Below are 18,325 nucleotides of genomic sequence, written 5' to 3' on the forward strand. Positions count from 1 at the left end.
TAAAGTATAAGAAACAGAACCTTTAAATCAGTCCGGGAGACTGATAAGGATGAAAGCTTTGTGAATATGTAGAAAATCTAAGTAAACCTTAGATTAACTTTGTCATGTAAGTAAAGGTCTCCCGAGGGAGACCTTATTTTTTTGGAGGTGTGGGTCTAATGGAAGGAAAAGGTTTGTTGTTGACAGGTGGTAAAGTATACAAAGGGGGGAGATTTGAGGAATTAGATTTACTTATCCAAGGGGGAGTAATAAAGAAATTAGCTAAAGGAATCCCACCAATGCCCCACTATGAGATAGTAGACGTTACCGGAAAAATAATCTGTCCTGGGTTTGTAGATATTCACTGCCACTTAAGGACACCGGGACAAGAATACAAAGAAGATATAAAGACCGGGACAATGGCTGCAGTCAGGGGAGGATTTACCAGGGTATTTACAATGGCAAATACAGAACCGGTGATCGATGAACTAGAGATAGTGGAAAGCCTTTTAGAAAGGATTAAAAAGGAAGGCCACTGTCATGTTGAAGTAATCGCTGCAGTAACTAAAGGGTTAAAGGGCAGGGAACTGGTGGACTTTGAGAAATTAGCACCAAAAGTTGTGGCATTTTCCGATGATGGTAAAGGAATACAGCAGGGGGAGATTATGGCACAAGGGTTAAAGAAATGTAAAGAGTTAGGTAAAATCATCATCAGTCATTGTGAATTTGAAGGAGACCTTCCAGAAAGTGAAAAGGAATGGAGGATGGTTGAAAGGGATGTCAATTTAGCAAAGTTTTGGGATGCTAAAATCCATATTGCCCATGTCAGTACCAGAGAAAGTGTGAAAATAATTGAAAAGGCTAAGGAAAAGGGAATCAAAATAACGGCAGAAGCTTGTCCCCATCACTTTTTACTAACTGAAGATGAAATTTTAAACTCGGGAACTAATGGTAAAGTAAATCCACCATTAAAAGGGGAAAAGGATCGGAAAAAGGTTTTAGAAGGTGTTAAAAGGGGAATTATCGATTGCTTAGCAACTGACCATGCACCCCACAGTGAAAAGGAAAAAAATCTACCCTTTAAATATGCGGCAATGGGAATGGTAGGCCTTGAAACGGCTGTCCCTTTAACCTTAAACTTAGTAAACACCGGTGTCCTAAAACTAGAAAGGGTTATCGAAGCCTTTGGAGAAAAGCCCTACGAAATTTTTAATATACCGGGAGGGAAGATAGAAGAAGGTATAGAGGGAAATTTGACAGTACTAGATATGGAAAAGGAATTCTCAATAGACAAAGAAGTTTTTTATTCCAAGGGAAGAAATACCCCCTTTAATGGCTGGAAAGGTAAGGGAGATGTTTTTCTGACGGTAGTAGCTGGAGAGATAAAATACAGAGGAGCTGAGTAAAATGTTTGTTCAAAAATTATTACAGGAAATTAAAAGTAAAGGAAATTCTTGTGTTGTAGGTTTAGATCCCACCTTGGAGATGATGCCAGATAAACTGAAAAGGAAATATTTGCTAAAAGGAAGTATGGAAGAAATAGCCCAAATGTTTTGGGAATTTAACAAAACTATAATTGATTATACATCAGAGTTAACTCCATGTATCAAAGTTCAAATTGCCTTTTATGAACGGTATGGACTGCCGGGGCTAGAGGTATTTTACAAAACACTGGATTATGGTAAGAAAAAGGGGTTAATGACCATCGCTGATGTAAAAAGGGGGGATATCGGTTCTACTGCAAAGGCCTATGCCCAGGGATTTTTGACAAATTCCAGTATCGATAGTATTACAGTAAACCCCTATTTCGGCAGTGATGGCCTATTGCCCTTTGTAGAAGAAACAAAAGGCGGAGAAAAGGGGCTGTTTATCTTAGTCAAAACATCTAATCCTTCTTCAAAGGAATTGCAAGATTTAAAAACAGAAGATGGCCAATTTATCTACGAAAAAGTAGCGGACTTAGTTAGCAGTTTTGCAGGGGATTACACTGAGTTTTCCCACATAGGCTCGGTGGTGGGAGGAACCCACAGAGAACACCTAAAAAGGTTGAGGGAAAAACTAAAGGGATTTATCTTGGTACCGGGATATGGAGCCCAAGGGGGAAAAGGGGAAGATATCAAATATGCCTTCAATTCCCAAGGATACGGAGCTTTAGTTTGTTCCTCTAGGGGGATAACAGAACATTATAAAAAGATAGGTGAAGAAAATTATGGTTTAGCAGCAAAAATCTCTTTAGAAATGATGATTGAAGACATCAACAGAGAAATAGAGAAAGGGGTAAAATAGTGAACTTTAAAGGAAAAGTAATTAGTAATGTGATGTTAACTTCCGATGTTTTCCAGTTGATAATCAAGGTTAATGGCAAAATGGATTATCAAATAGGTCAATTTGTTAACTTTTATCTTCCCCATAAGACTTTACCCCGCCCCATCTCTATAGCCGGGGGAGATGGAGAATATCTAAGATTTCTCATAAAAATAGTTGGTGAAGGAACAAAGTATTTAGGGAGATTAAGGCAGGGGGAAGAAATAAATTTACTAGGTCCTTTAGGAAGGGGATTTACACTGGAAAATACCGAGGATAAAAAGGTGGCGATAGTAGGTGGTGGAATTGGAATTGCCCCCCTTCTACCACTAGCCCGAATAAAATTTAAAGAAGCCAAATACTACTTTGGTTTTAACCAATCACAATTTGCCATAGATGATATAGGGAAAAAATACCCCTTGACAATAACCTTGGATAAAAATGGAGAAAACATAGTTGAAGCCTTTGCAAAAGACTTAGAAAGGGAAAGATTCGATTTTGTCTATTTTTGTGGTCCGGAAATAATGCTGGCAAAAATCCAAGATTTATTGGTGAATAAAGGGATTAAAGGGGAACTTTCTACAGAGGCGAAAATGGCCTGTGGTGTAGGGGGTTGCCTAGTCTGTACCTGTGCTACAGTAGATGGACACAAAAGGGTATGTAAAGATGGGCCAGTATTCAGTGTAGGGGAGGTAGTCTTTAATGGTTGATTTAAGTGTAGAGATTTTCGGCCTTAAACTTAAAAATCCCGTTACCGTAGCTTCTGGAACATATGGTTTTGGTGAAGTATATGAAAAACTTTATTCTCCTGAAGAGCTAGGGGCTATAACAACTAAAGGTCTAACCTTAGAAAAACGGGAAGGGAATAAAGGGGTAAGGTGTGTAGAGACCGCTAGTGGGATGTTGAACAGTGTAGGTTTACAAAACCCTGGGATAGATTTTTTCATTAAAGAACATTTGCCTAAGCTTAAAAAAAGGGGAATAACCGTATTTGTCAACATTGCGGGAAAAACTTTAGAAGAGTTTAAAGAATTGGCTATCAAGCTGGATAAAACAGAAGTCGATTTACTTGAGTTAAACCTATCTTGTCCCAATGTTAAAGAAGGGGGAGTAGCCTTTGGAATATCCCCTAAAAAAGTTGGGGAAATAACTAGAGAAGTAAAAAAGTTAACGAAAAAACCGGTAGTAGTTAAACTAAGTCCAAATGTCACAAATATTGTAGAAATTGCCAAAGAAGGGGAATACAATGGAGCCGATGGCTTAACCCTTATCAATACATTGCAGGGTATGGCAATCGATATTAACAGTAAAAGGCCAATCTTAGGCAATGTCTATGGAGGGTTATCTGGCCCGGCAATAAAGCCCGTTGCCCTTAGAATGGTCTATGATGTCTTTAAAAATGTAAAGATCCCCATCATCGGTATGGGTGGGATAGTAACATATAGTGATGCTGTAGAATTTATCTTAGCAGGGGCAACTATGGTAGGTATAGGAACAGGTAATTTTATCGATCCTTTAGCACCGGTTAAGATAATTGATGGGTTACAAAAATATATGGAAGAACATTCTTTTAATAAAATAGAAGAGATGGTGGGGTTAGCCCACAAAGAAAGGGGATAAAAATGGGAAATAGAGTAGAAGAAATTTTAAAAAGTTGTGGAGTTCTTTTAAAGGGGCATTTTTTACTAACTTCTGGGAAACATAGTGGAGAATACCTCCAATGTGCTAAAGTATTTCAATACCCCCACTATACCCAAGAATTAGCAGGTATGATCGCTAAAAACTATGAAAAAAACCGGATCCATGGAGTTATTGGCCCTGCAATAGGTGGAATAATTTTGGCCTATGCTGTAGCTAATGAGTTGGGAGTTCAAAATTTATTTGCCGAGCGGGAAAATGGTGTTATGACCCTTAGAAGGGGATTTAATATCGAAAAAGGACAGAGGTTTTTAGTGGTGGAAGATGTAATAACTACAGGGGGCTCGGTGAAAGAAGTAATAGATCTGGTAAAAAGTTATGGTGGTGAAGTGGTCGGGGTAGCCTCTTTGGTGGATAGAAGTACAGAAGGAAGAAAGTTTACTGAACCACTTTTTAGTTTATATAGAAAGGAAATAGTTACTTATTCTCCAGAAAATTGTCCTTTATGTAAAGAGGGAATACCTGTAACAAAACCGGGTAGTAGAACTTTTAAAAATTAAAAAAATTACCAGTTTAATTTAAAAAACAACACTCCATAATAATAATGATTAAATTATTAAATAAAATATAAAAAGGAGTTGTTGAAATGACAGTAGCCAACAAATTAGCCCAAACTTTATCTAGCTGTGAAACAATAGCTGCCAACCTAAAAGCCTTTGCACTAGATACCCAAGACCAACAGGCTAAACAGATGTATCAACAATGTAGTCAAAATATTGAACAGATAGTTCAACAATTGAGGCAAAGGTTAGATTATGCTATGGAAGAAGAAGGTCAGTATCAACAAGAGGTAGGGGGATTGTACCCACAACAAAATACTACTAACCAACAAAATACAGATAATCAATAATTAACGGAAGAAAAAGGGATTCAATGAAGACTATCATTGGATCCCTTAGTTTTATTAGTTTTCCTTTTCTTGTTTTTATCTTTAATTTTTACAGTTAAGTATAGGAGTAATGGTATTATTGTAAATATGGGAAAGAATAGATAAAAAAGGGGAACAACACTTTTTAATATTATATCAAACCTGGGAATTAAAAAGGGCATACTAACACCTATCAAAACAGCCATAGGAACAGCAAAATCCTTTATCTCTCCAGTATTAAAATAGTCGCAAATTATTTGACAAAGGACAAAATAGGTGATGGTAAACTTTAAATAGGTAGTTCCATAAAAGATGGCAATATATAGGGCATCAACCCGTTCAAGTACTTCCCCAATTTGAATTAGCCGAACAGCACTGTAAGGGGGGTATGTTATATTTTCCATTATATAAGGATCAAAGGCAGTAACTGAAACAATGGTGCGGATGGATAGTAATAAAGTGCTCAATATAATAGCTATAAAAACATATTTAAGATATTTTTTACTGTTATTATCAGTAATAGTGTACTTGTAAAAGAAAATAATAGGCAATAGTTGGGCAAAGGGAAAATTCATGTTTGGTATTGCTCCTTCCAATACAGGGCCAATACCCTTAGCCATAATAGGAAGGAGTTTTGATAACTCTAAATTAGGGATAATTAACATGTGTAAAAAACAGTAAACTACAATAAGGATAGGAATTAAAAATTCGCAGAATCTAGCTAAAGTTTCAACACCTAGTTTCAAAGAATATATTGCCGGTGTTAAAAAAAAGATTATAAATACATATGGAGGTGTTTCCGGCATAACTATTTTGCCGAAATAATAAATATCTGAAAGGATCAAGTTGGCTAGCAAATAAAAAAATAGAAAGTAATATAAAATAACAAAGGTTCCTAAAAACTTTCCCCAGAATTTAATTATTGTTTTAGTAAAACACTTTTCTGGAGAAATACTTAAAGGTAAGTAATTACAGAAAATCACTATATAACCAAAAAGGGAAGCCAAGAGGAAAGATATCCAGACATCATTATTAGCCTCTTTGCTCCCAGGTAAATACATGATAACGGCTCCCCCCGATTGAGCTAAAGTTAATAAAAAGATTTGAAATAAGGATATTTTAGTTTTATCAATACCATTTTTTGACATGATTCCACCCCCTTGTTATATTTTGTGATATATACAGAAAAAAATGCACAAAATAAAATATCAGCTACTAAGGGTGGTGTAAATGAAGTTTATACTGAGGATGTTAAATGATTTACTTAATAGAGGGAAAGGAACTAGGGGGAGTGAATTAAATTGGGAAGCTAATGATATTAAAGAAAAAGTAGGAAAGGATTTAAAAGGGAACATAGAAAAAATTAAAAAATACTTAGGTAAAAGTGATGATTTTAAAATTAAAGACTTTTATATAGGAACCTGTCCACCATTAAAGGGTGCCTTAATCTATTTATCTTCCATGGTGGATAATAAAAGCTTAGAGCATTCAATAATAAAACCATTACAACAAATAGAGAATCCTTTACTTTTAGAAGGGAAAGTTTCCTTTGATAATTTAATTTTAAGCACTATACCTAATGGAGATTGTAAAGAATTACAGGACTACCAATCTATTATTAAAGAGATTTTAAAAGGAAAAGGGTTATTACTAATAGAAGGTTTTTCTAAAGGCCTTGTGGTAGAAGTTGGGAAAAGCTCCGATAAAACCCATACAGAACCTAAAACTGAAAAGGTTGTCAAAGGACCTCAAGAAGGATTTGTCGAGGATATTGAAGTTAATACTTGGATGATTAGGAAAAGGATAAAATCCCCACACCTTATAATGAAATCAAAGGAAATAGGTCGGCAAACGTCAACGGAAGTTAGAGTAATGTACATGGATAATATAGCTGATTTAACAATAGTAGAGGAGTTGTTTTCCCGATTAGAAAAAATAGATATCGATGGGCCTTTAGGTTCAGCAGCTATTGAAGAGTTTATTAATGATTCTCCCCGGAATATTTTTAACACAACCTTTTATACAGAACGATGTGACCGATTAGTAGCTATGTTGTTAGAAGGTAGGATAGGGATATTAGTTGACGGAACTCCCTTTGCCGTAGTAATACCTGCGGTAATTTCAGATTTTTTTATTACTACCGAAGACTACTATCTTAACTATTATTTTGCTACCTTTAATAGGTTAATTGGATATATAGGTGCTTTTATTGTATTGTTTTTACCTTCTATCTATATTGCATTTACTTCTTACCATCAAGAAATGATACCTACCCGTCTAGCTTTGACTATTGCCGGAACCCGGGCTGGTGTACCTTACCCGGCATTTATGGAAGCCTTCTTAATGGAGTTGGCTTTTGAGGGGCTTCGCCAGGCGGGAACCCGATTACCTACATATGTTGGTCAAGCTGTGAGTATAGTTGGAGCCTTAATTATTGGTACTGCCGCTGTAGATGCCGGCCTCGTTTCTCCTGCAGTGGTTATCGTTGTAGCTACTACAGCAATCTTTTCATTCACAATCCCTTATACTAATTTTTCTTTAGGTATTCGCCTATGGAGATTTTTTAACATGATCTTGGCAACGGTTTTAGGGATTTTTGGGGTAATGACAGGTTTTTTACTACTATTTTTAAACCTATTGTCTTTACGTTCCTTTGGTGTTAATTTTATGGTCCCCTTTGCCCCTTTAAGTATAAGGGATTTGAAGGATTGGTTTTTCCGCTTTCCCAGTTGGGCAATTACCACTAGGTCTAACCAGATAGTTAGGGAAAACTTCACTAAAGGGGGAGAAGAACTAAGACCTCAACCTAGCAATAAAAGGGGTGAAAAAATCAAATGAAAAATTTATTGAAAATCATCCTCCTAATATCTTTATGTATTATAAATACCAGTTGTTGGAGTAAAAAAGAAATCGAAACATTGGGATTTGTAATGGGACTTGGTATATCTAAGACCGACACCGGCCTATATACTGCTGTAGTTCAAGTTGCTAATCCCGCTGCCGTAGTAGCTGAAAATCCTGACCCTAGGGATGTTTATACTATTATGAAAGCAGAAGGGTTATCGGTGTTTGATGCTTTGCGGAATCTCTCTATGATAGCTGGAAGACGCCTTTACTTTCCCCACTTAAAGGTGATCATCATAGATGAAAAAATTGCTAAGGAAGGGATTTCCGAAGTTTTGGGATTTTTAAAGCAAGATGAGGAAATAAGGTTAGAAAGTGAGGTATTGATAAGTAAACTACCGCCAGAGGAAATCTTAGATACTCCAAACACTTTAGGGGTAATTCCTGCCCAGGTATTAGATACAATTGCTGAAAACTTTGGAGCTAATAATAAAATCTATGTAGCTGATTTAAGGGAGACATTGGAAAATGCCACCAACCCATATACAAATTATGTAACAGGAGTTGTGGAAAAGATTCCGTCCCCTACTCCCTTGGAAAGGGAGATGTTGAAAATATCAAAGATCGCCATATTCAATAATGACAAACTAGTTGGCTATTTAGATTATGAAGAAGGGCAAGCATATAACATTATTACAAATAACTTTGATAATGGTTTAATCGTCTTTGAAGATACTAAAGGGGATAAATATACAATAGAAATGTTAGGAGTTAAGACTAAAATTACTCCTAGTTATAAAAATGATAAAGTTGTTTTTCAGTTAGATGTTAAAGGAAAGGGGAATATCGCAGGGCGGATTTCAAATGAAAAAGAAGAGATTGATATTGATGAACTTAAAAAAGTTTTGGATCAGGTAATTAAAGATAAAATTAATAGGGCAATTTTTAAAGCTCAAAGGGAGTATGGTCGAGATTATTACAATTTAAGTAAAAATTTTTACAGAAAATATCCCCAAAAATACTTTCAATTAAGGGATAAATGGGATGAACACTTTTCAGAAGGGGAAATAAATGTCGATGTAGATATTACTATCATTCACCCAGCATTAGGAACTTATAGGGGGACTATAAAGTGAATTTTGTTTTAATACTCTTAGTATTTATTGTCCTTTTGATCGATTTTTTGTCTTTTCATAAACATCAGAGGAAAACCCTTTATGTTTATGGTGGATTAGTATTTTTGATATTAGCCATTTCCCTCTTTGATAAATTTGAAGTTTTTTCAATGAGCCCATTAGAAACTTTATTGATAAAAATGGAGCCTGTTGTAGAGTTTATTTCCCGGCTTATCCAGAAATTATAAAAATTTTTCGGTGGAAAAAGGAATATCGAGGAGTATGCCGAATAAAAGATAACAAGATGATTGTTTTGGAGGAGGTTTTATTGATGGGTGTTAAAATTATAACTGATAGTGCCTGTGATTTAACAAGGGATTTTTTGGCTAGTTTAGATGTCGATGTCGTTCCTATTTTGGTTTATTTAGATGGGGAAGAGTATCTAGATGGTTTAACATTAAAACCTGAAGATATGTTAAGACAGATGAGGGAAGGGAAGGTATTTAAAACTTCTCAAATTCCTCCAAATATTTTTAAAGAAAAGTTTTTAGAACTAGCCCAATTAGGAAAACCTTGTATCTATATTGCCTTTTCTTCAGGTTTATCAGGTACATATAATTCCGCCTTAATTGCAAGGGAAGAAGTTTTAGAGGAATATCCCGACTTTCAGCTAGAAATAATTGATACTAAATGTGCGTCAGTAGGTTTTGGTTTAGTTGTTTATAAAGCTGCCCTTATGGCAAAGGAAGGTAAAAGTTATGAAGAAATAATCAAAAGTATTAAGTTCAATGCTCAGCATATGGAACACATTTTTACCGTCGATGATTTAGAATACCTCTATCGGGGGGGAAGGGTTAGTAAAACCGCTGCCTTTGTAGGTGGAGTTTTAAATGTTAAACCAATTCTCCATGTAAAAGATGGAAAACTGATTCCAATTGATAAAGTTAGAGGTAGACAGAAGGCTATGAAGCGGATGATTGAAATCGTTAAAGAGCGGGGAGTAGATTTGCAAAATCAATTAATTGGCATAAACCATGGTGATGATCTAGAAGGAGCTAACAAGTTAAAGGCGATGTTAGAGGTAGAATTTGGCTGTAAAGATTTCCTTGTAAGCTGTATCGGTTGTGCCGTAGGAGCCCACTCTGGCCCTGGAACTTTATCGGTATTTTTCTTAAATAAATTGGAAGAAAATTAGAAGGCTTTTCCTCTATAATATATTGTTAATAAAGCTTTTGTGGGAGACTTATTGTTGAAAAACAATAGGTCTTTTTTTTGTAGGCTAGTCCATTCCTTCTTCATTATTACTAGGTTTCTTACTCGTGGACATTCGATTATAGGAACTTAATCAAGTGTTCTACTAATTACCTATTTCCTTAATTCTTTGTTTTAATATCTCTCTGTTGATTTTTATTTTGTTATCATTATGCTCAATATACTTACCATCCTCGAGTAAATATGCCCCTTGTGTTGGGTTTATTAAGCTAGCTGGTGAGTCCTCGTAGGTAACTAGAAAAAGTAAATATGTTAAATCTTTTTTTAGATTAACCCTTTCGTCAGTAGTTACTACTAAGTCTTTAGTTTCCCCACCTACTTGTTTAATTTTAATAACTTCTTTACTATTGAATTTTCCTTTAAAATTAGTAATAATCTCCACATCATAAACCGTATACAATACCCCTTCTTGTTCACTTCCAACAACAGTCATTGAAAGTATTTTCCCTTCGACTATGGTGTCGGCACTAAGGATCATAGAGTCTAAATCGTCATAAAGTGGATAAATTATGTGTACTTTAACAACTGATTTGCAACCTGTGATAGTTAAAATTAGTAGGGCTATTACTACTATAGATATAATTTCTTTTTTAAGCTTTAACATAACAAATTCCTCCTTTAATCTAATCATATTTAACTTTTAACGTTTGTAAAGTCAAATAAGAATTAAGACTAAGAGTAAAATCTTGTTTAAACATCTTTTTGTTAACATTGTTTTTCCCTGACTTATGTTTATTTACCTATAATTTTAACTATTATTCTAAAAATTTTCAATTAACACAAGATGGAGGGCTTTATATTATGATATCTCCCTTGGTTGGTATGGTTAGGTTTTTTATATTAAAACAATAAATATAACAGTAGAAATAAAAAATATAAACACAGTATAACAGTTTTTAAAACCTTGAAAATACTTATAAAAAGTTTTGTAACAGGGTATTGAAAAAATATAATACAGATTGTATAATGAAAATGTGATAATAATTCTTAGTTAAATTTTAATATAGGAGTTGATATATATGATGAAAAACTATCTTGATAAGGCATGGAAAGGTTTTAATAGTGGACAATGGATGGAGAGAGTGGATGTTAGGGATTTCATCCAAAAAAACTACACTCCCTATGAAGGAGATGATAGTTTTTTAGCTAATGCCAGTGAGAAGACCATTAAAGTTTGGGAAAAGGCTAAAGAACTTTTAAGAGAAGAGCTTAAAAAGGGAATTCTAGCTTTAGATACACAGACTATTTCCGGTATCTCGGCATATAAACCTGGATATTTAGATAAAGAAAATGAAGTAATAGTAGGTTTTCAAACAGATGAGCCTCTAAAAAGGATCGTCAACCCTTTTGGAGGGATAAGGATGGCAGTAGATGCTGCGGAAAGTTATGGGTACAATATTGACGACAAGATTGTAGAGATTTTTACTAAATATAGAAAAACCCACAACCAAGGGGTATTCGATGCTTACACAAAGGAAATGAAATTAGCGAGAAAAGCAGGGGTAATAACTGGTCTTCCCGATGCCTACGGAAGAGGGCGAATTATTGGTGATTACCGGAGAGTTGCCCTTTATGGAACTGCTTTTCTCATTGAAGACAAAAAAAGGGAACTAGATGAAATTACTGGAACTATGACAGAAGAAATTATAAGGCTTAGGGAAGAGTTGACAGAACAAATCAAAGCTTTAAAAGAAATGGAAGAAATGGCCCTTTCCTATGGATATGATATTTCTCAACCTGCTCAAAATGCCAAAGAAGCAGTCCAGTGGGTGTATTTTGCCTATTTAGCAGCTATAAAGCAGCAAAATGGGGCTGCTATGTCATTAGGTAGAGTGAGTACTTTCTTAGATATTTATATTCAAAGGGATTTAAATTCTGGAGTAATAACTGAAGGGGAAGCTCAAGAGCTAATTGACCAATTTGTAATTAAATTAAGGTTAGCAAGGCATTTGAGAACCCCAGAATACAATGAACTCTTTGCCGGTGATCCTACATGGATAACTGAAGCCATTGGAGGGATGGGGGAAGATGGAAGAACATTAGTTACTAAAAACAGTTTTAGATTTTTGCATACTCTAGTAAATCTAGGACCGGCCCCTGAACCTAACATGACAGTCCTTTGGTCTACAAAACTCCCTCAAAACTTTAAGGAGTATTGCGCAAAACTTTCTATCCTCACCGACTCTATCCAATATGAGAATGATGATATTATGAGGCCGTTATACGGTGATGATTACGGTATTGCTTGCTGTGTTTCTGCAATGAAAATAGGTAAACAAATGCAATTCTTTGGAGCTAGGGCAAATTTAGCTAAAGCCCTTTTATATGCCATAAATGGTGGGGTTGATGAAAAACTTAATTTACCTGTAGCTCCTGAAATGGAGTTACCCCAAGGAGAATATCTAGATTACAACGAAGTTCTTCAAAAATTTGAAAAGGTAATGGAGTGGCTGGCAAAACTTTACGTAAATACAATGAATGTTATCCACTATATGCATGATAAATATGCCTATGAATCTTCCATGCTTGCCCTCCACGACAGGGATGTAGAGCGGTTAATGGCCTTTGGAATCGCTGGTCTTTCTGTAGTAGTGGATTCATTAAGTGCAATAAAATACGCTAAAGTTAAACCTATCAGGGAAAATAATATAGCAGTGGATTTTATAATCGAAGGGGATTATCCTAAGTTTGGAAATGATGATGATAGGGTAGACGAAATCGCCACTTATGTAGTGGAAAAATTCAGCAAAGAATTGAAAAAACATGCCACTTACAGGAATGCTATCCATACCCTATCGGTCTTAACAATTACTTCTAACGTAGTTTATGGTAAAAAAACAGGGGCTACCCCTGATGGAAGGAAAGCTGGAGAAGCCTTTGCTCCAGGGGCAAACCCTATGCATGGTAGGGATATAAGTGGTGCCTTAGCTTCATTAAATTCAGTAGCTAAAATCCCTTACAAACATTGTTTAGATGGAGTGTCAAATACCTTTACTGTAGTTCCTGAGACTTTAGGAAAAGATAGGGAAGGGCAAATAGAAAACTTAGTTAATATTTTAGATGGATATTTTGAACAAAAAGCCCATCACTTAAATGTAAATGTTTTAAATAGAGAAACTTTATTAGATGCCATGGAAAATCCAGAAAAATATCCTTCATTGACTATTAGAGTTTCCGGCTATGCAGTAAACTTCAATAGGCTTTCTAAACTACAACAGCAAGAGGTAATTAGTAGGACATTCCACGAAAGGATGTAATAATATGGCTAATATATCTAATATAGCTAGAGTTCATTCAATTGAAACTATGGGTTTAGTGGATGGACCGGGTATCAGAACAGTTATCTTTTTACAAGGATGTCAGCTCAGGTGCCGTTATTGTCATAATCCAGATACCTGGGGATTAAAGGGTGGAAAGGAAATGACGGCAGAGGAACTGATAAAAATAGTTAAGAGATATAAAGTTTATTATAAAAACAAAGGAGGGGTCACCTTATCTGGCGGTGAACCCCTACTGCAACCCCAATTTGTCCTTGAGTTTTTTAAAAGGTGTAAAGAAGAGGGAATCCATACAGTTTTAGATACAGCGGGACATGGCTGTGGTGATGAGAAGTTATACAGGGAAATTTTACAGTATACCGATCTAGTACTTTACGATATCAAGGCTTTAGATGAAAAGGGGTATTTTAAGCTAACCGGTGGCAGACAAAGGGAATCTTTGGATTTTCTCGATATATTGATAGAATCTGGTGTTAGTATGTGGATTAGACATGTGGTAATACCGGGAATCAATGATACAAAGGATAATATCATTCAATTAGCAAAGTTTATTAACAAAATTCCAAATGTAGAAAAATGTGAATTACTCCCATATCATAACTATGGTATTAAAAAGTATAAAGAATTGAAGATAAAGTATCCTTTAGAGGGAATTCCCCCTATGGATGAAGAAGGGTTCATTTATTTGAATAACCTTTTAGCAAAACACCTTGATATTCCCCATAAAGTTCCCAGTAAAGTTATTTAGAGGCTATGGCCTCTATTCTTTTTTAAATAAAAGATAGACAAACTGGATAAATGTGTTATAATTAGATGTTAACCAATATAGTTATAATACTTTTTCGCAAAAAAGGTAAAAATAATTATAAAATATTTAAGAAAAAGGAGTTTTTTGCATTGATAACATTTGAAGAATTTTCATTGAATCGAAAAATTTTAAAGGCAGTTAGAGAGTTAGGTTTTGAAGAGCCGACTCCTATACAAGGGGAAGCTATCCCAAAAGTTTTAGAGGGAAGGGATATTATCGGTTTAGCTCAAACTGGTACTGGAAAAACCGCTGCCTTTGGCCTTCCTATGCTAAATAACTTAGATCCCGATAGTGATGAAATCCAAGGGTTAATCCTATGTCCTACTAGGGAGCTGGCTATCCAAGTAGCAGAGGAATTAAGTAAGTTAGGGAAATATGTTAAACATAAAATTTTACCAGTATATGGTGGTCAAGATATAGGAAGACAAATAAAGGCTTTAAAACAAAGGCCTACAATAATTGTTGGAACACCAGGTAGGGTAATTGATCACATCAATAGAAAGACTTTAAAATTAGAAAATTTAAAAATAGCTGTGTTAGATGAAGCCGATGAAATGCTAGATATGGGCTTTTTAGAAGATATTGAAACTATTTTAAGTAAAACCCCTGCCGATAAACAAACACTATTGTTTTCTGCTACTATGCCTAAACCTATTGAAAAATTAGCCCAAAAGTTTCTCAAAGATCCCTATAGAATTTCTGTAGTATCTAAACAGACTACAGCTCCCCAAATCTCCCAATATTATATTGAGCTAGACGAACATCAAAAGTTCGATGTCCTCTGTCGCTTATTGGATATGGAAGGAACTACCTCTGCTATAATCTTCGGTAGAACCAAAAGAAGGGTAGACCAATTATCAGAAGCTTTAACAAAAAGGGGTTATTTAGCAGAAGGGCTCCATGGAGATTTAAGCCAAGCTCAGCGGGATGCAGTAATGAAAAAATTTAGAAATAATCAAATTGAAATCCTTGTAGCAACAGATGTGGCTGCTAGGGGATTAGATGTTACCGGGGTTACCCATGTTTTTAACTTCGATTTACCCCAAAACTCTGATAGTTATGTTCATAGGATTGGAAGGACAGGGAGAGCGGGGAATATTGGTAAAGCCTTTACCTTCGTAACATATAGGGAAATTGCCCATTTACATTACATTGAATCTATGGTAAAAACCAAAATTCAAAAACTCCCTATCCCTACCTATGCCCAAGCTTTTCAAGGAAAACAACGTTTGGCAGTAGAAAAATTGCAAGGGGTTATCCAAGATGGTGCATTAAACGAATACAAGGCATCAGCAAGGTCTTTACTAGAAGAATATGATGCCCTTTCTTTAGTAGCTGCAGCTGTAAAGCTATTATCTAAAGAAACTACCAATGAAGAAGTAGTGCTAACCCCTGAACCACCGGTCTTTAACAAAAAGGCCTTTGCAATTCAAAAAAGTGGTAAAGGGAAAGGTAAAGGAAGGGAAGTTAGAGAAAGAAAAAGGGATGGAAGAGGAAAAAGTAAAGGTAAAAAACAACGTTAAAGTGCTGGTAACAGCACTTTTGTTTTAAGAATAACTAAAACTAGTTAAATTAGGAGGGTTGTTAGGATGCCTAAGGGAATATTAGGGGTTGGAGGTTATATGTTTAAATGGCTGGTTATTGCTACATTATCTGGGATCGGCGGTGGACTTTCAGCCTTTATTCTCCGCCGTTCTATCGATTTTTTTAGTTATATTAGTAGGATATTTCCCCTATATTTAACACCCCTTATTGCTGGCTTTATCCTTATACCAATATATTATTGGGATAAAAGGGCGAAGGGTTTTGGTACTGATCATTACATATTAACTGTTAATGGAGATGAAAGGGAATTTAAAGTAAGGACTTATTTTAGTAAAATTTTAGCGACAGCTGTGACATTAGGATTCAATGGTAGTGGGGGAGTAGAAGGACCGATGTTAGTAATCGGTGGAAGTTTAGATAATATCTTAAGAAAAATATCGGCAATAAAAATTACTGAAAAGGATCATAGATTATTATCAATCTGTGGGGCAGCAGGTGCTATCGGAGCGATGTTCCGCTCTCCATTAGGGGGAGGGATTTTTGTAGTCGAAGTTTTATATAAATCTTCGTTGCCTTATCACGATATTTTTCCGGCGATATTATCTTCTACTATGGGCTATGTTGTTTTTTCTATGTTAGGTTATGGAAATCCCTTATTTGAAATCCCACTATATATTCCCAATATGACAAATGTCCCTTTATTTATAATTGCAGCTATAATCAGCGGTTTTTTAGCAGTCTTTTTTATGTATTTTTTTGCTAAAGTAGAATATATTTTAAAAAAAATACCTAACAAAATATTTCATCCTATTTTTGGAGGTTTTTTGGTAGGGGGAATTTTATATTTTCTACCCCAGGTTGGAGGGACAGGCTTAGATATAATCCAAAGTATGATCACCGACACCTTTCCCCTGAAAATTGCTGTTATTTTATTAGTTGGTAAAATTATCGCAACATCAATAACTGTAAATTCTGGAGGAAGTGCCGGGTTAGTTATTCCTGCTTTATTTATCGGAGGCATCGGCGGTAATTTTGTAGCAACAGTTTTAGGGGTTGAAGACTTAGGTTTAATTGCCTCATTAGTAACAGCTGGGATGGGGGCCAGTTTAGCAGGTATTGCAAATGTCCCAGTGGCAGCTGCGGTGATGATTGTTGAGATGGTTGGCTTGAAAATTGGTGTACCGGCAGTTTTAGGTAGTATTATTGGATATGCCATCGGTAGAAGGAGGGTAATTTACGGTTTTGCTATCCCCGATGGGGAGGAATATGAGTTAAATGAGTCTTTAAGGTTGTTGGATAGAAATGAAGAAAAACATTAATAAAAAACTAATTTTTATTAACAAGTTAAGAAGTTTGTTATATAATTTTTATAGATAATCATAGATAGCTTATGGGACAATTAGTTAAAGTTAGGAGAGTTGAGAATGAAATACGAAAAATCCTGTGGTGCAGTGGTTTATAAAAGGGTTAATGGGGAAATATTATTTCTTCTTCTTAAACATAGCAATGGAGGACATTGGGGATTACCTAAAGGTCATGTAGAAGAAGGAGAAACGGAAAGGGAAACAGCTATCAGGGAAATTTATGAAGAAACAGGTGTTAAAATAGCAAAACTTTATGAGGATTTTCGCTATGAAATAGAGTACTCACCGATGGAAGGGGTAATGAAAAAGGTAATTTACTTTGTAGCAGAGGCTGAAGATGGTGAATTGAAAAATCAAGTAGAAGAAATAGAACAATGTATTTGGGTTGATTATCGGAAAGCATTAGAAATTGTAACCTATGAAAATACTAGACAGCTTTTAGCAAAAGCGGAGGAATTTATTAGAAGTTTGAATTAAGAGTTAATTATTTTACTTTATTTATTATAGCACCTTAAATTAACTGAGGATTGTATAATTAAGAAATTTAAAACGAAAATAATATTAAATTTCCTCAATTACAAACTTTATGAATTTAATGTTGCTTTTTTTTTTTATGGTATAATAAGGTTATCAATAAAAAAGGGGGACTATTATGAAAAAAATAATTAAAGGTTTTCTGATTTTAATTTTAATGATATCGTTATTTGGTTGTTCTTACAAGACAGAGACAAATAATGAAAAAAAATATTTAACTATAGATGATATTATTATGATTTTAGAAAAAGGGGATTACGAAATAGATTATAGAGATTATGTGGAAGTTGAAATATTTGAAAGTAAATTATTATTCAATAAAACTACAATAGCACAAGTTGTAGATGAAGAATTTTGCAATATTGTCTATTCAACAAAGGTAAAAAATATTTCTGATGAAACTATTGAACTAAATGTAGTTTTTTATATTCCTAAGGAACTAATTGAGAGAAATATTATAATAAGCTCGTATTGGTTTGATCAATTCATAGAATTAGACCCAGGTAGGAGATTGTTTATGGATGCAGGTATTATCATGAAGCATTATGATAGATTAAATGAGGAAGAAAGGGAGATTTTTGAGAGATTAAAAAATACCTTGTATTTCGAGGTTACCGTAAATGGTAAAAAAGGTTATGGAAAAGTATCTTTAGATGATTAACTATTCGACAAAACTTGACAAATTATTCCTTGATGATAAAATAAATAGAGCCTTA

At 34.9% G+C, this 18,325-nt stretch carries 18 protein-coding genes; 16 read left to right on the forward strand and 2 right to left on the reverse strand.

Annotated elements, in window-relative coordinates; translation table 11 throughout:
• Positions 1–158 precede the first annotated feature (158 nt).
• The 6 genes from BMX60_RS01800 to BMX60_RS01825 all read left to right on the forward strand — a co-directional run bounded on the left by BMX60_RS01800 (position 159) and on the right by BMX60_RS01825 (position 4,831).
• Entirely contained in the window at positions 159–1,385 is a 1,227-nt protein-coding gene (locus tag BMX60_RS01800; RefSeq protein ID WP_091348462.1) for a dihydroorotase, read from the forward strand.
• A 1-nt stretch (position 1,386) separates the two neighbouring features.
• A complete protein-coding gene (gene pyrF / locus BMX60_RS01805) occupies positions 1,387–2,265 on the forward strand; it encodes an orotidine-5'-phosphate decarboxylase (RefSeq protein WP_091348465.1) in 879 nt (292 codons plus the stop codon).
• The gene (locus BMX60_RS01810; RefSeq protein ID WP_091348467.1) at positions 2,265–2,993 is read left to right on the forward strand and encodes an iron-sulfur cluster-binding protein; all 729 of its coding nucleotides are present in this window, start codon (positions 2,265–2,267) and stop codon (positions 2,991–2,993) included. The genes pyrF and BMX60_RS01810 overlap by 1 nt, the downstream gene beginning before the upstream one ends.
• Positions 2,986–3,903 (forward strand): dihydroorotate dehydrogenase, encoded by a 918-nt coding sequence (locus BMX60_RS01815; RefSeq protein WP_091348470.1) that lies wholly within the window; start codon positions 2,986–2,988, stop codon positions 3,901–3,903. The genes BMX60_RS01810 and BMX60_RS01815 overlap by 8 nt, the downstream gene beginning before the upstream one ends.
• Before the next feature lie 2 nt (positions 3,904–3,905).
• Positions 3,906–4,481, forward strand: coding sequence for an orotate phosphoribosyltransferase (gene pyrE / locus BMX60_RS01820; protein ID WP_091348471.1), 576 nt, complete (start codon positions 3,906–3,908; stop codon positions 4,479–4,481).
• Between the two features lie 86 nt (positions 4,482–4,567).
• Positions 4,568–4,831, forward strand: a complete 264-nt coding sequence (locus tag BMX60_RS01825) for a DUF1657 domain-containing protein (RefSeq protein WP_091348474.1) — start codon at positions 4,568–4,570, stop codon at positions 4,829–4,831.
• Between the two features lie 20 nt (positions 4,832–4,851).
• Here BMX60_RS01825 and BMX60_RS01830 read toward each other — a convergent pair whose 3' ends face one another.
• Positions 4,852–5,997: a GerAB/ArcD/ProY family transporter gene (locus BMX60_RS01830; RefSeq protein WP_091348476.1), complete on the reverse strand. Its 1,146-nt coding sequence runs from the start codon at positions 5,995–5,997 to the stop codon at positions 4,852–4,854.
• Between the two features lie 82 nt (positions 5,998–6,079).
• Between BMX60_RS01830 and BMX60_RS01835 the strand changes: the two genes are divergently transcribed.
• From BMX60_RS01835 to BMX60_RS01850, 4 genes are all read left to right on the forward strand, one after another.
• Positions 6,080–7,687, forward strand: coding sequence for a spore germination protein (locus BMX60_RS01835; protein ID WP_091348479.1), 1,608 nt, complete (start codon positions 6,080–6,082; stop codon positions 7,685–7,687).
• Positions 7,684–8,829 carry a Ger(x)C family spore germination protein gene (locus BMX60_RS01840; protein ID WP_091348481.1) on the forward strand — a complete coding sequence of 382 codons (1,146 nt, stop codon included), beginning with the start codon at positions 7,684–7,686 and terminating at the stop codon, positions 8,827–8,829. The genes BMX60_RS01835 and BMX60_RS01840 overlap by 4 nt, the downstream gene beginning before the upstream one ends.
• Positions 8,826–9,056: a hypothetical protein gene (locus BMX60_RS01845; RefSeq protein ID WP_091348484.1), complete on the forward strand. Its 231-nt coding sequence runs from the start codon at positions 8,826–8,828 to the stop codon at positions 9,054–9,056. Before BMX60_RS01840 ends, BMX60_RS01845 begins: the two co-directional genes overlap by 4 nt.
• 83 nt (positions 9,057–9,139) lie before the next feature.
• Positions 9,140–10,003, forward strand: a complete 864-nt coding sequence (locus tag BMX60_RS01850; RefSeq protein ID WP_091348487.1) for a DegV family protein — start codon at positions 9,140–9,142, stop codon at positions 10,001–10,003.
• 162 nt (positions 10,004–10,165) lie between these two features.
• Here the strand turns inward: BMX60_RS01850 and BMX60_RS01855 are convergent, their stop codons facing one another.
• Complete coding sequence (locus BMX60_RS01855) at positions 10,166–10,684, reverse strand: hypothetical protein (protein WP_091348490.1); 519 nt, start codon at positions 10,682–10,684, stop codon at positions 10,166–10,168.
• A gap of 418 nt (positions 10,685–11,102) precedes the next feature.
• Here BMX60_RS01855 and pflB point away from each other — a divergent pair, with 418 nt between their 5' ends.
• The 6 genes from pflB to BMX60_RS01885 all read left to right on the forward strand — a co-directional run bounded on the left by pflB (position 11,103) and on the right by BMX60_RS01885 (position 18,270).
• Positions 11,103–13,337, forward strand: coding sequence for a formate C-acetyltransferase (pflB, locus tag BMX60_RS01860; RefSeq protein ID WP_091348581.1), 2,235 nt, complete (start codon positions 11,103–11,105; stop codon positions 13,335–13,337).
• 4 nt (positions 13,338–13,341) lie between these two features.
• Entirely contained in the window at positions 13,342–14,106 is a 765-nt protein-coding gene (pflA, locus tag BMX60_RS01865) for a pyruvate formate-lyase-activating protein (protein WP_091348493.1), read from the forward strand.
• Between the two features lie 149 nt (positions 14,107–14,255).
• Positions 14,256–15,689: a degradosome RNA helicase CshA gene (cshA, locus tag BMX60_RS01870; RefSeq protein ID WP_091348496.1), complete on the forward strand. Its 1,434-nt coding sequence runs from the start codon at positions 14,256–14,258 to the stop codon at positions 15,687–15,689.
• A gap of 66 nt (positions 15,690–15,755) precedes the next feature.
• The gene (locus BMX60_RS01875; protein WP_091348499.1) at positions 15,756–17,030 is read left to right on the forward strand and encodes a chloride channel protein; all 1,275 of its coding nucleotides are present in this window, start codon (positions 15,756–15,758) and stop codon (positions 17,028–17,030) included.
• A 105-nt stretch (positions 17,031–17,135) separates the two neighbouring features.
• The gene (locus tag BMX60_RS01880) at positions 17,136–17,552 is read left to right on the forward strand and encodes a bis(5'-nucleosyl)-tetraphosphatase (RefSeq protein ID WP_091348500.1); all 417 of its coding nucleotides are present in this window, start codon (positions 17,136–17,138) and stop codon (positions 17,550–17,552) included.
• Positions 17,553–17,727: 175 nt separating this feature from the next.
• Positions 17,728–18,270, forward strand: coding sequence for a hypothetical protein (locus BMX60_RS01885; protein WP_091348503.1), 543 nt, complete (start codon positions 17,728–17,730; stop codon positions 18,268–18,270).
• Positions 18,271–18,325: the final 55 nt, after the last annotated feature.

The organism is Anaerobranca gottschalkii DSM 13577, assembly GCF_900111575.1.
GTDB lineage: Bacteria > Bacillota > Proteinivoracia > Proteinivoracales > Proteinivoracaceae > Anaerobranca > Anaerobranca gottschalkii.